This window comes from Sphingorhabdus lutea, from assembly GCF_001889025.1.
Taxonomy (GTDB): domain Bacteria; phylum Pseudomonadota; class Alphaproteobacteria; order Sphingomonadales; family Sphingomonadaceae; genus Sphingorhabdus_B; species Sphingorhabdus_B lutea.
Genome location: NZ_CP018154.1, coordinates 1,362,278 through 1,377,692 on the forward strand (window position 1 = coordinate 1,362,278; position 15,415 = coordinate 1,377,692).

The 15,415-nt window shown below is 42.0% G+C and carries 13 protein-coding genes; 10 read left to right on the forward strand and 3 right to left on the reverse strand.

The annotated features are described in order from the left end of the window. The first annotated feature begins 1 nt into the window (after nt 1). The 10 genes from LPB140_RS06480 to LPB140_RS06525 all read left to right on the forward strand — a co-directional run bounded on the left by LPB140_RS06480 (nt 2) and on the right by LPB140_RS06525 (nt 10,440). Entirely contained in the window at nt 2-580 is a 579-nt protein-coding gene (locus LPB140_RS06480) for an acyltransferase (protein ID WP_072559138.1), read from the forward strand. Continuing rightward, a complete protein-coding gene (locus LPB140_RS06485) occupies nt 552-1,664 on the forward strand; it encodes a DegT/DnrJ/EryC1/StrS family aminotransferase (protein WP_269466131.1) in 1,113 nt (370 codons plus the stop codon). Before LPB140_RS06480 ends, LPB140_RS06485 begins: the two co-directional genes overlap by 29 nt. A gap of 47 nt (nt 1,665-1,711) precedes the next feature. Continuing rightward, entirely contained in the window at nt 1,712-2,995 is a 1,284-nt protein-coding gene (locus LPB140_RS06490) for a lipopolysaccharide biosynthesis protein (RefSeq protein WP_072559139.1), read from the forward strand. A 19-nt stretch (nt 2,996-3,014) separates the two neighbouring features. After that, nucleotides 3,015-4,199 (forward strand): O-antigen ligase family protein, encoded by a 1,185-nt coding sequence (locus LPB140_RS06495; protein ID WP_198024076.1) that lies wholly within the window; start codon nt 3,015-3,017, stop codon nt 4,197-4,199. A gap of 15 nt (nt 4,200-4,214) precedes the next feature. Beyond that, complete coding sequence (locus tag LPB140_RS06500; RefSeq protein WP_072559141.1) at nt 4,215-5,432, forward strand: glycosyltransferase; 1,218 nt, start codon at nt 4,215-4,217, stop codon at nt 5,430-5,432. 437 nt (nt 5,433-5,869) lie between these two features. Beyond that, complete coding sequence (locus LPB140_RS12635) at nt 5,870-6,571, forward strand: glycosyltransferase (RefSeq protein ID WP_198024077.1); 702 nt, start codon at nt 5,870-5,872, stop codon at nt 6,569-6,571. A gap of 16 nt (nt 6,572-6,587) precedes the next feature. Then, a complete protein-coding gene (locus LPB140_RS06510) occupies nt 6,588-7,742 on the forward strand; it encodes an N-acetyl sugar amidotransferase (protein ID WP_072559143.1) in 1,155 nt (384 codons plus the stop codon). Further along, nucleotides 7,739-8,353, forward strand: a complete 615-nt coding sequence (hisH, locus tag LPB140_RS06515) for an imidazole glycerol phosphate synthase subunit HisH (RefSeq protein ID WP_072559144.1) — start codon at nt 7,739-7,741, stop codon at nt 8,351-8,353. Before LPB140_RS06510 ends, hisH begins: the two co-directional genes overlap by 4 nt. Before the next feature lies 1 nt (nt 8,354). Next, complete coding sequence (locus LPB140_RS06520) at nt 8,355-9,155, forward strand: AglZ/HisF2 family acetamidino modification protein (RefSeq protein ID WP_072559145.1); 801 nt, start codon at nt 8,355-8,357, stop codon at nt 9,153-9,155. Then, nucleotides 9,148-10,440 carry a glycosyltransferase family 4 protein gene (locus LPB140_RS06525; RefSeq protein ID WP_072559146.1) on the forward strand — a complete coding sequence of 431 codons (1,293 nt, stop codon included), beginning with the start codon at nt 9,148-9,150 and terminating at the stop codon, nt 10,438-10,440. Before LPB140_RS06520 ends, LPB140_RS06525 begins: the two co-directional genes overlap by 8 nt. Before the next feature lie 55 nt (nt 10,441-10,495). Here LPB140_RS06525 and LPB140_RS06530 read toward each other — a convergent pair whose 3' ends face one another. The 3 genes from LPB140_RS06530 to LPB140_RS06540 form a co-directional block, all read right to left on the reverse strand. Continuing rightward, nucleotides 10,496-11,947: an O-antigen ligase family protein gene (locus tag LPB140_RS06530; RefSeq protein WP_198024078.1), complete on the reverse strand. Its 1,452-nt coding sequence runs from the start codon at nt 11,945-11,947 to the stop codon at nt 10,496-10,498. 14 nt (nt 11,948-11,961) lie between these two features. Continuing rightward, nucleotides 11,962-13,152: a hypothetical protein gene (locus LPB140_RS06535; RefSeq protein WP_156874154.1), complete on the reverse strand. Its 1,191-nt coding sequence runs from the start codon at nt 13,150-13,152 to the stop codon at nt 11,962-11,964. A gap of 90 nt (nt 13,153-13,242) precedes the next feature. After that, complete coding sequence (locus LPB140_RS06540; protein WP_083550112.1) at nt 13,243-15,414, reverse strand: GumC family protein; 2,172 nt, start codon at nt 15,412-15,414, stop codon at nt 13,243-13,245. Nucleotide 15,415 lies beyond the last annotated feature (1 nt).

Consider the following 15,415-nt stretch of genomic DNA (forward strand, 5'->3'; position numbering starts at 1 on the left):
TATGTCTCAAGTCCATCCCTCTGCAATTATTGATGATGGCGCGACCATTGGCGACAACTGCCGTATTTGGCATTTCAGCCATATTTGTGCAGGCGCGATTATTGGGTCGGGCGTTTCCATTGGGCAAAATGTTTTTGTCGGGAACAGGGTGAAAATTGGCAATAATTGCAAAGTGCAAAATAATGTGTCGGTTTATGACAATGTTTATTTGGAGGACGGCGTTTTTTGCGGGCCCAGCATGGTTTTTACCAATGTGCATAATCCGCGCGCAGAGGTGGAGCGCAAATCGGAATATCGCGATACTTTGGTGAAAAAGGGCGCAAGCTTGGGTGCAAATTGCACGATTATTTGCGGCGCGACCATTGGCCAATATGCTTTTATTGGCGCGGGGGCAGTGGTTTCAAAAAATGTTCCTGATTTTGCCCTGATGGCCGGTGTGCCTGCTCGCCAAATAGGGTGGATGAGCGCATTTGGTGAGAAATTGGATTTGCCCTTAACCGGCGATGCGCAATGCATTTGCCCACATAGCGGGGATAAATATATCCTTCGCGATGGAAAATTATTCAGAGAAGCAGCTTGATATGAACTTCATCGACCTTGGCGCACAACAGGCGCGGATTAAAGATAAAATTGATGCCGCCATTGCCCGTGTTTTGGCGCATGGCCAATATATTATGGGGCCAGAGGTAAAGGCTTTGGAAGAGCTGCTTTCCACCCATACGGGCGCAAAGCATTGTATTAGCTGCGCCAATGGCACCGATGCGTTGCAAATTGCTTTAATGGCACTTGGCGTGGGAGAGGGCGATGAGGTTATCACCCCAGGCTTTAGCTATATTGCCACCGCAGAGGCTTCGGCCATTTTGGGCGCAAAACCGGTTTATATCGACATTGATCCCATCAGCTATAATATGGACCCTGCATTGTTGGAGGCGGCAATTACGACAAAGACAAAGGCGATTATTCCCGTATCGCTTTACGGTCAATGCGCCGATTTTGATGCAATAAATGAAATTGCCGCGCGGCATAATATCCCCGTGATAGAGGATGGCGCGCAAAGTTTCGGCGCAAGCTATAAGGGTAAAAAATCCGGAAATTTAACCAATATTACCACGACCAGCTTTTTTCCATCAAAACCGCTTGGTTGCTATGGCGATGGCGGCGCAATATTCACCAATGATGATGATTTGGCGTTAAAGCTGCTGCAAATTGCCCGCCATGGTCAGGAACGCAGATATTATCATGTCCGCGTCGGCATGAACAGCCGTCTGGACACGTTACAGGCCGCGATATTGCTGGCCAAAATGGAAATTTTTGACGAAGAACGCACCTTGCGTCAGGCGGTGGCCGATAGATATAATGCTGCATTTGATCAATTGGGCATTACCCGCCCGCAAATTGCCCAGCATAATGAAAGCGTGTGGGCGCAATATACCGTTCGGGTTGAAAATCGCCCCGATGTTCAGGAAAAATTGAAACAATTGGGCGTGCCGACCGTGGTGCATTATCCCATGCCATTAAATAAACAACCCGCTGTGGCCGATACATCGGTGCATTTGCCCCATGGCGATTTGGCCGCGGATCAGGTGTTAAGCCTTCCCATGCATCCATATTTGACGCATGATGAACAAGATATGGTGATTGAGAAATTGGCGCAAAGCCTATAACCTCAATTAAATAAAATGACAAAATGCCATTTTCGGGGGAATAGTTTGTGCCAATAAACCGCGTCAAAAAACTGTTAAACCCAGATGGTTTTTTGGGCCAAGCTTCTAAAATAGCTGTTTTAACTATCGTTGGCCAATTAGCTTATTTTCTAGCTGGGCCAATAATTTCACGTATATATACACCCGAAGAAGTTGGTTTATATGGCCTTACCCTTTTTCTTTATATCCTTTTATGTGGCGGCCTAAGTTTCTTTTTTGATATGTCTATTTCAAGCACATTGTCAGATAGAAAAGCAAATAGAATTTCCTATTTTTGTTATAAATTGGGTATGTTTAGTAGCGGCTTAGGTTCTATTGTTTTTGCAATTTTAATCTTATTAAATATTTCGGACTTGGGTAAAATTCCACTTTGGTTTGTTCTTGTTTTTTTTGTAGGCTTGATAATTCAAAATTGCATACAAATTTTTAATTACGTTCTTGTCAGAAATGGCAATGTTGTAGTTATTGCGGAATCTAATCTTTTATTAAATTTTTGTAGAGGATTTATTCAGGTAACTGGAGGTTTTTTAACATCTGTTTCATTAATTCTAATGGGTGCAGAAATAATAGGACGTTTCTTCTCTTTAATTTATTTGCAAAGAAAATTTGCTGCGCTGAAATTACGATTTCAGAACTGGAAATATGATTATGTAATTTTTAAGTCTGAATTAAAAACAGCAGTCGCTTTTTTCCCCTCCTATATTGCAGATAGTTTGGCCGTGTTTCTGCAAAGCTTAATAGTAGGCGCATATTTCGGTGCTACTGAAATGGGAATTTATTTTATGATGCGGCGCACATTGGATATGCCTATTGCTTTTATCACTAGAGCATTATCTGATTTAATTTTTTCTAAACAGGTTAATCTATCTAAAACATCTTATAAATTATTGAAAAACTTTCACATTAAAATTACGGCTTTGCTCTTGTTATTGGGGTTTTTGATGTTAACCCCTGTCGTAATTTGGGGAGAAGAACTCTTTTCTTTTGTTTATGGAAGCGATTGGTCAAATGCAGGTAAAATGGCAGCGATTATGGTTCCAGGCTATTTAATAAGCATTGCTGTTGTGCCATCAGCACGAATTTTCGCAATCAGCAGAAAACAACATCTAAGACTATATCCATCCATTTTTAATCTTTTGTCGACGGTTTTTCTATCTTTGTATCTATATGCATTTAATTTAGATTTATGGGGTTTGATTATTGCTTTTTCAATTATCATGAGTACGCATTATTTAATATATTTTGGGGTTAGCTACATAGCTATGATAAATTCAGGTAAGTCCTTTGAATAAAATACAAAACAGTGACGTTATGAATATGGTAAACACATTTGATAGTCGTTTTGGCTTGATTTTGTTTGCTCTGCTTTTTTCACTTTTTCCTGTTTATCAATTTTTATTATATAATGGATTAATTGGCCCTTTTCTGGGCGGTTACTACGCACAGATGAGCGCAGTTTGCTTTGCCATTGCATTTATTTATTGGTTAATAACGATTATTAGAAGGGTCGAAAAATTTTATTCAGTGGATGCGGCATTTATATCTGTTTGTTTATTATTTAGTGCAGTAGCGGTATATCACTTAAATAATTTCAATAAATATGACAGTTCGATTGATCTTCTTTCATCTATACCACAACTTGGGGCTTTTTTTTATATTTTCAGATATTTAAATATAAGCGAAAGAGTAACCAAGATTGTAATATTTATAAGTTTTCTAATATATTCTTATGTACTTTTCACTCTTAAACTAGGTTCTTTTACTACTGAGTTAGAGCTTAGTTCTAATGATCTTTCCAGCTATGCTACTTATCAATCACTCTCATTATATTATTTGATAGTTGTTATTGCGCTATTGGTGAATGCAAAGTTTCTAATTTTCAGGCTTGCTATATATTTAATTGCATTTTGGTGCCTGTATTTAACTGGCGCTCGTTCCGAATTTCTGATTTTCTTGGTCATCGTCATAGTTAATGAGGTAATTCATAGTTCTCCCGCACAATTGGTAATTGAAGGGATAGGCATTTTCTTTGCGCTGTTAATTCTATATTTGCTGGGATTAAATATTTTCGGTTTTTTTGAGACTGATAATCGAATTTATGCTCTTTATTCTGAAGGTGCATATGATCAATCATTCGTAGCGAGAGAATATATTTTGAAGGATGGGCTAACTACCATTTTGCATAATCCATTTTTTGGTAATTTTGCTTCATACCGCAGTGGTGAATATATGCATAACATACTCTCACTATGGGCCGACTATGGTGGTGTCATATTTTTTATATTTTTATACTTTCTAATTAAATTTATTTATAAATTATTTGCACTAGTTCATATGAGTAAAATTAGATCAAGTACCCTATATTTTAGTTATTTGTTGTTCATCGTTTACTTCATTGAAATACTAGTTTTGAAGCCATACAATTTCCAATTAACTGGCTTTTTCTTCTGTATTGCTTTGTTTTTTCAAAGGCAGAACAGCATTTCTCCTAAATAGTTTAAGGTAGGCAATATGAGAATAGCGCAGGTAGACGTTAACTACGGTTACTCCAGCACTGGAAAAATCGTCGAATCTTTGTCTAAATCATTAATATTTAATGAGGATGAGTTCTTATGCCTTTATGGCAGAGGCACAAATTCTAATTCAGAAGTAGTTTATAAATATGGTTTAGACGTTGAAACGATTATACATGCCGGCATGACAAGGATTACAGGTTATGATGCAATTTATTCACCCTTTTCAACATGGAGACTAATAAATAAACTAAAGAAATTTAAGCCAGATATAGTGCATTTACATGATTTGCATGGCTATCATTTAAATATTGGACGACTTATTAAATTCTTAACTGCATCTGACATACCAGTCGTATGGAGCTTTCATTGTGAATACCAATATACTGGAAAGTGCGGACATGCATTTGATTGTGAAGGCTGGCTAAATCAATGTGGTAATTGCCCTCAAATTAATGTGTATCCTAAAAGTTTTTATCTGGACAAAACAGATAAAATGTTAAAGCAAAAGGTATCTTATTTTAGGTCATTAAAAAATCCAGTTATAACGTGTCCATCTGAATGGCTTTCGGATCGTGTTATTCAATCACACCTTAGTGCTTCGAACGTTCAGGTAGTACCAAATGGAATAAACAATAGTGAATATTTTGTTCCTCAAGAATCAAATATTCGAAAAGAGCTTGGAATAGCTGATGACGATTTTCTCATTTTGGTTATTGGGTCGGATATCATGTCTCCTGCAAAAGGAGGTAAATATATATTTGAGTTGCTGCCGCGCATTAAAAATAAAAAAGTAAAAATTCTAGTTGTTGGTGCAGATCAAGATGAACAAGCCCCTAATAATCAAATTATTTTTCTAGCAAAACAAAAATCTCAACATGATTTAGCTAAAATATATACTGCGTCAAATGTAACTTTACTTTTGAGTCGTAGGGAGACTTTCTCAATGGTCTGCGCTGAGAGTCTTTCTTGCGGCACTCCCATAATTGGCTTTGAAGCGGGAGCGCCAGAGAAGGTCGCGCCGAAGCCCTATGGCTTTTTCATAGAATATGGTAATCTTGAAGCTCTATCGAAACTGGTTAATTCCATTATGGATAAAGAAGTATTGTTGGCAGGTGCGAAGGAATGTGCAGAATTTGCTATCAAAAACTATTCAGATATCCGTATGGCTGAAAACTTTAAAAGAATATATGAGGAGAGGTTAAAGCTTTTATGAAGATCTTACATATCTGTCTATATTCTTGTTTTACAGAAGAAATGTCTTATCAAGATAATGAATTGCCCAACCAGAATGCCGCAGATGGGCATGAGGTTCTAATCATTTGTGATACTTATAAATTTGAGAACGCAAGAGTAGTGAAAACTAAATTGGAAAGAAAGCAGTTAAAGGAGGGGCCATATCTTATAAGATTACCCTTCAAAAAACATCTGCCTGAAAAGTTAACATTTCATTTAAGATGGATGGATGGCTTATACAATGAGATAGCGGCCTTCAAGCCTGATGTTATTTTATATCATGGTGCTATTGGTATTGAGCTCCTTACGGTTAAACGTTATTTGAAAATGCATCCTAAAGTCACACTTTATGTAGATTCCCATGAAGATTTTTATAATAGCGCTACTAGCTTTATTTCTAAATGGATATTGCATTGGATGTTGCATCGTTCTTTTTTAAAGAGAGCGTTGCCCTATATCACAAAAATATTGCCGATAAATATCAGCTCCATTCGTTTCCTGCGTGATTTTTATGGCGTGCCAGAGGATCTGTTGGAATTTTACCCCCTTGGCGGTAAAGTCCCCGATGATACGGAATATGGGGAAAAGCGGGCACGCACCCGCGCCGCGCTTAACATCAATGATAACCAAATTTTAATCGTGCAATCGGGTAAATTTGAACCACGCAAGAAATTGGCGGAATCGCTGCGTGCCTTTGCCAAGGTTAAGGGTGATAATTTCCAATTTCGCATCACCGGATATTTTTATCCAGAGGTGGAGGAGGAGTTAAACGCCCTTATCGCCGCCGATAATCGCGTGCAATTTTTGGGATGGAAAACCCCCGATGAATTGGGCGATATTTTATGCGCGGCCGACCTATATAGCCAGCCCGGAACCCAATCCGCCACCATGCAGATGAGCATTGGCATGCGCTGTCCCGTCATTTTGGATGATGAGGAAAGCCACGTCCCCTATATTGATGGCAATGGGTGGTTGACGGGCAAAAATATGACCATTGAGCAGGCATTTGCCGACATGGCAAAAAATGCAGAAAATCTTGATGAAATGTCGAGAAAATCTCATGCTGTTGCTTTACGTTTGCTTGATTACAAGCTACTTGCGGCAAGACTTTATAGATAAATTTAGGACCAATTTCATGAGTGCAGACCAAAATAGCCGTGAATATCAAATTTGCACAAGATGCATTATGGACACATCCGATCCGCGCATCCAATTTAATGATGATGGCCTGTGCGAATATTGCATAAATTTTGACACGACGATTAAGCCCAATTGGCATACGGATGAGCGCGGCGCGCGTGAATTGGCCGCTCTGTCCGAAAAAATTAAGGCAGAGGGCAAGGGCAAGGATTTTGACTGCATCATCGGTCTGTCTGGTGGATTGGATAGCAGCTATGCCACCTATATTGCGGTGGAGAAAATGGGGCTGCGGCCTTTGCTTTACCATGTGGATGCGGGGTGGAACACCGATCAGGCGGTGGGAAATATTGAAAAACTGGTCGATGGACTGGGCATGGATTTATATACTGATGTTATCAATTGGCAGGAGATGAAGGACCTGCAAACTGCATTTTTGAAATCGCAAATTTCGGATCAGGATTTGCCACAGGATGCGGCATTTTTCTCCTCCCTTTATAAATTTGCCCGTAAGAATAAGATTAAATATGTGTTGACCGGTGCGAATTTTTCCACCGAATGTTGCCGTGAGCCAGAGGAATGGGGCGGCTATACCGGCATTGATACCATGTTATTTGGTGATATTCACCGCCAATTTGGTAAGCGTGAGTTAAAGACTTTTCCTTTGATGGATATTTTCGTCTATAAAATTTTCTATCAACGCATTTTGGGAATGGAAGTGGCCAAGCCATTAAACCTTGTCCCCTATATAAAGGCGGATGCCGAGGCATTGTTGGAAAACAAATTTGGGTGGAAAAAATTTCAACATAAACATCATGAAAGCCGCTTTACCCGTTTTTATGAAGATTATTGGATGCCAAAGAAATTTGGATATGAAAAACGACGCGCCCATTTTTCCAGTTTGATTATGACGGGGCAATTAACCCGCGATGCGGCGTTGGAACGGATTTCAAAGCCGGAAATGGACGAACATTTCTTGCGTCAGGAATTTGAATATGTCGCCAATAAATTGGATATGAGCGTTGCCGAATTGCAAGAGATTTTCGAAGGCGAAAATAAAACATATAAAAATTATAAAAATAAACGCTGGGCCATTGGCCTTGGCGCAAATATTATGCGGATGCTTGGCATGGAAAATAGGCTGCTGCGATGATCCATATTATTGATTATGGCCTTGGCAATTTGCAGGCATTTTTAAATGTATATAAACGGTTGGATATACCCGCCGTTCGCGCAAAAAATGCCGATGAGTTAAAGGATGCGACCCATCTTATCCTGCCCGGTGTGGGCGCTTTTGACACCGCGATGGATTTATTTAGCGAAAGCGGAATGCGCGGGCCGGTGGATGAAATGGTGCGTTCGGGCAATGTCGCGGTTATTGGCGTATGTGTGGGCATGCAAATGATGGCGGAAAAAAGCGAGGAAGGCGTGCGCGACGGCCTTGGCTGGATAAAGGGCACGGTGCGGTCATTCCGCAATAATGAACAAAGTGCGTCTTTGCCCATGCCGCATATGGGGTGGAATGATGTTACGCCCATGGCCGGCTCACCCTTGTTTAAAGGCATGGAGGATGATGCGCGTTTTTACTTTCTGCATAGTTTTTATTTTCATTGTGCGGACAAGGCAGATTGCATCGCGCATGCCGATTATGGGTTCAAATTTGATTGTTCGGTGGGCAATGGGCGCGTTTTTGGCGCGCAATTTCATCCGGAAAAAAGCCATCATTGGGGGCAACAGCTCCTAAAGAATTTTGCGGAGATTTAATATGCTGCGCCCACGTATCATCCCATGCTTGCTTGTCCATGAGGGCGGCCTTGTTAAAACTGTTCAGTTTAAAGATCCCAAATATGTGGGCGACCCGATAAATGCGGTAAAAATCTTTAATGAAAAAGAGGCTGATGAGCTGGTCGTTTTGGACATAGACGCCAGTGCAAATGGCGTAGAGCCTGATTTTCAAATGATTGCTCATTTGGCTGCGGAATGCCGAATGCCGCTTTGCTATGGCGGCGGGGTAACAACGGCGGCGCAGGCGAATAAAATAATCGGTCTAGGCGTAGAAAAAGTGGCGATTAGCGCAGCAGCAATTGATAATCCCACCTTGGTTAGCGAAATGGCCGCTGCCATTGGTTCGCAAAGCGTGGTTGTAATTTTGGATGTGAAGAAGAAAACAGGCCTGTTCAAAAAGGGATATGAGCTGACCAGTCATAATGCCAAAAAATCCCATAAAGTGGATATTTTTGAATTTGCAGCGGCAATGGAACGTGCCGGGGCAGGGGAAATCATTATCAATATGGTTGACCGTGATGGCATGATGGATGGATATGATATTGAACTTGCTAAAGAATTTAGAGACATATTGAATATTCCCATGACCATATTGGGCGGCGCAGGTTCGCATGACCATATAGAGGATGTCATCGCCAATTGCGGCATTATTGGCGCATCAGCGGGCAGTTTATTTGTCTTTAAAGGACCGTATAAGGCGGTTTTAATCAATTATCCTGAACCGGCAAAAAAAGATGTGATTAGCGCCAATGCCATGCAACGTCTTGGTGCAAATGGATAATATCATGCCGTCAGATGAAAATGAACATGGATTGCTGGATGAAAAAAAGGGCGGGTTAAAAATATTATTTTTATCGCAATATTTTTATCCGGAAAGTTTTTCGAATAATGTCATTTCAAAACATCTTGTCGATAGCGGTCATGATGTATTGTTCATCCCTTGCGTGCCCAATTATCCCGAAGGCGTTTTTGCCAAGGGATATAGCAATAAATTACGCCGTAAAGATGAATGGAATGGGGTTCAGGTGCGCCGCGCATGGACGGTGGCGCGGGGATCATCCAAATTACGGTTAATCGCCAATTATTTCACCTATCCCTTTGCCGCATTTTGGGAATTGGTCAAAATGAAGGGCGCGGGGGCAGAGGTCAGCTTTGTGTCCATGCCATCACCCTTAACACAATCTTTGGCGGCGATTTTGGCCAAATGGTTTTACAAAATCCCGACCATTTATTGGGTGCAGGATATTTGGCCCGAAAGTGTCACCATGACCCTTAACATTAAAAATAAGCCGATTATTTGGATGTTGGAAAAAATGTGCGGTTGGATGTATCGCCGCGCCGATATTGTCATGGTGCAAAGCGAGGCATTTTTTGACCGTATTAAATCATTTGGCGTGGATGAGGAAAAAATCGTTTTTTTCCCAAATAGCGCACCGGATCATTATCGGCCCTTAACCCCCACCGAAATTGATCCAAAAATTGCAGCGATGATACCGCAGGCGGAAACAAAAATTATGTTTGCCGGCAATATTGGTGAAAGCCAGGATTTTGATACGATTATCGCGGCAGCGGATTTATTACGGGATGAAACGGGATTAAAATGGGTCATTATCGGCTCTGGCCGTGATATGGAGCGCGTTGTTCAAAAAATTAAGGATATGGGCCTGTCGTCGCAATTTTCATTTTTAGGGCGGCATGAGGAGCATTTAATGCCGCAATTTTTTACCCATGCCGATGCCATGTTGGTTAGTTTGAAGGATTATCCCATTTTCGCGCTGACCGTGCCATATAAAATGCAATGCTATATGGCGGCGGGTAAGCCGATTATTTCCAGCCTGAATGGCGAAGGTGGCCGTATTATGGAAAAATCGGGCGCGGGATTGTCCGTACCTGCATCGCAACCAGAAATATTGGCGCAAAATGTTCGCGCCTTTATGAAATTATCCGCTGTGGAAAAAGAACAAATGGCATTGTCCGCACGCGAATATTTTAATTCGACCTATGCGCCGGATAAAATATATGAAATTTTGGAAAATGCCCTACAGAAAACCGCGAAGAAACGGTAAATTTTTGAACATATGGTTTAGGCGATAGGATAAAAGGGCCGATGTTTGAGCCCCTTTACCCTGCCTTATTTCCCACTGGTTTAAAATATATGGCCAGCGATATTATAATGAACACGGTTATAATAGGTGTTCTTACTGGATAATCGCCGACACTGGCAAATATACACAAAATAATCGATCCCGCCGCCGCCATTGCAGCAAGAACATTTTTTATATCATCATGACGCGCCGTCCATAATGATTTAAATTGCGCCATGCCCTTTATAAATAATGCGCCGATAATCAAAATAGGGAAAATTCCGCCCTCTATTGCAAATTGAACCCAATCATTATGTGCTTGATTTAAATAGGTGATACGTAATAAATTATGCGGTTCATAAATGCGATATACATGTTCAAAACTGCCAAAACCGGCGCCAAATAACCAAAAATCGGATGCCATTTTTGTGGTTATGGGCAGGACCAGACTGCGCATATCCTCAATCGCATCTTCTTTAAATAAACGGTCAATCGCCTCCGCCCGTGATAGGTAAAATGACAGGGCGGCAATTGATAAAATGACCAAGAAAAATAACCCAATTGCTGCAAGCTGCATCCGTTTTTTCTTTACCGCTTGTGCGTTGGTCCATTTATCCTGCTTAATATGGCTTTGTTTTTTTGTGCCGCCATTTAGGATGAAAATAGCCGCGATAATCAGCGCAAAAACCACCGACAATACGGCCTGAAATATACCGCTGCGCGACCCAATTTGCAGGATGAAGGGGAAAAGAAACATTATTAACGCCCCCGCAATAAGCGCGGATTTATAATCCAAATTTGACTTATCGTCATATTTTAATCCCAAATAGGCAATCATTGGAATAATCGCGCATAACATGGTCGCATGATGGTTTCGATTGGCGAAAAAACCCACCAAAGAGCCATTATTGGTGATACGATAGCTATAGGCGATACTGTCCATTGGTCCGGACAATTGGATGAAGGCCAACAGGGTGGATGCAAAGCCCGCAATGATGAAAACCACCATTATTTTTGGGTTTCTGGGTGCGGGTTGAATGGCATATAATAATAAACCGGCAAGCCCGACGGACAGCGCCATTAAGCTATTCATCGTTTTGGATGGAGACAGGCTAATCGGGCGCCATATGGGTTCCAATCCGGCAAGCTTGTCAAAAGTAACCAATAACTCCCTATTGGGCAGCATTGACCAGATGGCGGGGGGCAGGGGGATAAGCTGTATCACCATGATTAACCCCAATCCCAATACCGTCATTAGCGGGATTTTAATCCGGTTAATTTGGTTTTTATCAATGACCAAAAGGCAATATCCAATCACCGCGATAGCAAGTGGGCGCAATATTATTAACGACAATGCATCATCGCGCGCCGTGCCGCCGCCAAGGAATAAGCAAGCAAAAAATAGATAAAATAATATTTTGGACATTTTATTTTGGGGCATTGCTGCTCCATTTGCTCTTTCGCCCAATATCTGTGTGGATTGGTTCATCGACATAACCTTCATTAAGAGCCAGATTGACGGCGGATCGAAATTTGATTGATGCTCGCTTGTGAACTTGCCCCATTGGGCAGATCAGCGCGCAGCTTTAACCAAAAATATCTGCATGGCGAAATATTGCTAAATTCGCTTTGTTTCTTCCCCGATGGCATGGCAAATTCAATCGCGGGCAGGGCGGTTAATTTCGGCTCTGCGCATTGCAATTTTGCATAATGCTTGGCCGCGCCCTGTTGTTCCATATTGGTGGAAAATAAATATTTACCAGTTGGTATGCGCACCAATTGCTGTGCAAATAAACCATTGGTGAAGCCAAAAATATCGATATTCAACTTACCCGCTGGCCCATCGATAAAAACCTCTTGTCCGGTATTGCTGAACAAATTCCAATCAAATGGTTTTAATTTCGGCGTCATGGTAAAATCGGCATTGACCACCTGTTCCAATTTATTTTTATTTTGCGCTACCACCCCATTTTTTTTATCAAATAGGGCAAAGGCATCGTCAAATTTTTGATTGTTAATCAATAATTGGATAAGATTTTGATCTAAATCCTCATTTTCCGCCGCGCTCATTTTTTTGCCAATGGTGGATTGCGCCAAACGAATTTTTGATAAATTGACCAAGCTTTGCGGGTTGGCAAGTCCTGCGGCCCAAAAATTAACCTCCCATTCCGGATTATCGTTTAATAATTTGACCAAAGGCTTAATCGAAACATCCTGTTGAACAGCTTGAATCAAACCGGGAAGCAGCAAGTCCGAGGCGGCATTATTGGTGCGCATGGCCCGATCAAAGCCAAGCAAAGTTGCCCCCACATTTTGCGCCAATGCATCATCACGTAGCAGCCATAAATTGCTGCTATAATCACGTTTGGAGAATTTCAGGCCATGGCGCATCATTATACGCGCCTTGTCCAAAGATTTTGGCCCATATTGGGTCAGTGCAATATTGCGAATGGCCGCTTCAGACAGCGGTTCTTTATAATATGCATTTATCGCCAATTGCTGAATTTCTTGGCGATTCTTCGCAATTACCAACGGGCTTTTTTCATCTTGTTTTTTTTGCTCAATATTTTGTTTAATTAGCAGGTCGGCGGCGCGGGCCACCGCGAAACCATTAGTCGGCGAAACAGCGGCGGCCATGGGGGTGTTTTGATATTTAAACACCCCGCTAATCGTTGCTGCCGCGCTTAAATACACAAAAGTCGATGTGCCAATTAGTATCAATATTTTGCGCATAAAATTCTCTATATTATATAAATTCTTTAAAAGGATGGCCGCATTTTAAAATTAAGCATCCTTATCCGAATCATATCCATAGCCATAGCCATAATCACTGCCATAGCCATAGGCGGCGTTTCTGGTATCAACCTTTGTCGTAAGCGCACCAAAAATGGTCGCGCTTGCGCTGCGAAGGCGGGTAATGGCGGAATCAATTGCGCGTATTTTCATACGATTTGCTTCAATTGTATAAATCACGCCTTCGGCTGCGGAGCTGATAAGTGGCGCGTCGGCAAGGCCAAGAACAGGAGGGCCGTCAATCACAATATGATCAAAGCTGTTACCCATATCTTTGACAAGCTGTTTCAGCCTTTTGCTGCTAAGCAGTTCGGCGGGATTGGGTGGTTTTGGTCCAGCGGTTAAAATATACAGATTTTCCTCGCCGCTGCCGACAATATTTTTCTGCCAATCATCCTGACCGGACAGATAATTAGACAGGCCATGTTCGTCAGCAATGCCAAGCAGGCTGGCCACGGATGGGTTGCGCATATCGGCGTCAATTAACGCAACCTTATGCCCCTGACGCGATAATATGCTGGCAAGGGCATATGCGCTAAGGCTTTTACCCTCATTGGCAACCGTGCTGGTAAACATCATTGATTTTGGTGTGCCATGGTCGGTTAAGAAAGACAGGCTTGTCTGAATGGACAAATAAGCCTCTGCCAAGGGTGATTTGCGATCCAATAAATCCTCTTTTGGATTGCCGCCCGCTGTCTGCGGTGTCGTGCCCAATAGGCTGAGGCCCAAAACACGTTCCACATCCTTTGGATCTTTTAATGTTTGGTCAATTTGTTCCAGAGCAAATATTGTCGCAAGGGCAAGACCGCCGCCAGCGATAAGCGATAATAACAGATTAAGGATTAAAATCGGGCTAGAAGGTTTTTTAGGCGCTTCGGCGGTATCCACCACCAATATATTATTATCCTCCACACTAACAACGCCAATTTCCTTATATCGTTGCAGCAGGCTATTATATAATTCGCGGGTGGTATCAACTTCGCGTTGGAAAATATTATATTGGATGCTGTCGCCGCGTTGTTTAATCAGTTCAGATTTTAAGCCTTCAACCTTTGCTTTTAGCGTTTGTTCACGTGCCGCTGCTTGCCTGAATTCGGCATTGTCATTGCGGCGATATCTGCTTTCTTCGCGCGAAATGGCGCGTTCTAATTCATTGATTTTTGATGCCAGCGCCTTTGCCTGTGGATAGCCTGGTTCAAAACGGACCATCAATTCGGCATATTCAGATTTTGTTTTGGCAAGATCGGCCCGTAACAGACCCAGGGCATTATTATTTAACGCAGCAGAGCTAATTTCCCCGGCCTGAACCATACGGCTTTGCGTCATAATACGTTCGGCGGTGGCGGTGGCCAATTCCTTGTTCAAAACCTCTAAATCATTAGCCGCCAAAGTTCTTTCATTGCGGGTGCGGCCATCGGCATCGGTATCCGCCGACAAGGCGATAATTTTTTTGTCCGAGGCATAGGTGACAAGGTCGGTTTCCGCTTTTTCCAATTTTTCGCGCAGGTCATCTAATTCTTTTTCAAGGAAACTGCGCGCTTCGGCGGTGGAGGCATAGCGGCGCTCCAAATTTCTTTGTGTATATTGTTTGACCCAACTATTTGCAATTTTTGCCGCCAATTGCGGGGAGGGGCTGGTGAAACGAATATCGACCAAGCTGGACCCGCGAATAGGGGAAATATCTATGCCGCCCAATAATATGCCCGTAGCCTGATCCAATTCTTTTTGACGAGAGGATTGAGCAGATGCGCCGGCACGATCGCCGTCTTCCTTATCTTCAAATCCATATGCCTCGCGAAATGCGGGATCGCGGGTTAAGTTTAAATCGCGGACCACACGTTCGGCCAATGCGCGCGATTCAAGCAAGCTATATTGCGTTGTGTAAAATTCCAAAGATTGGCCAACCTCATCACGCTCAACATCTTTAACATTGGCGACATTATTTTGCAGACGTTTAATTTCAATACGCGTGCTGGATGTATATTGCGGTGTGGTCAGCAATGTTAACAACATGCCCAAAATAACAACCGCGCCAATTATCGCCAAAATCAGCCATTTATAGCGGTAAAAAACCCGCCAAAAATATTCAATAATGGATTGATCCATTATTTTTACATTGGCAATATTCGCTTCCGCGATGCTTGATTTTACTTGGTTGTTCATA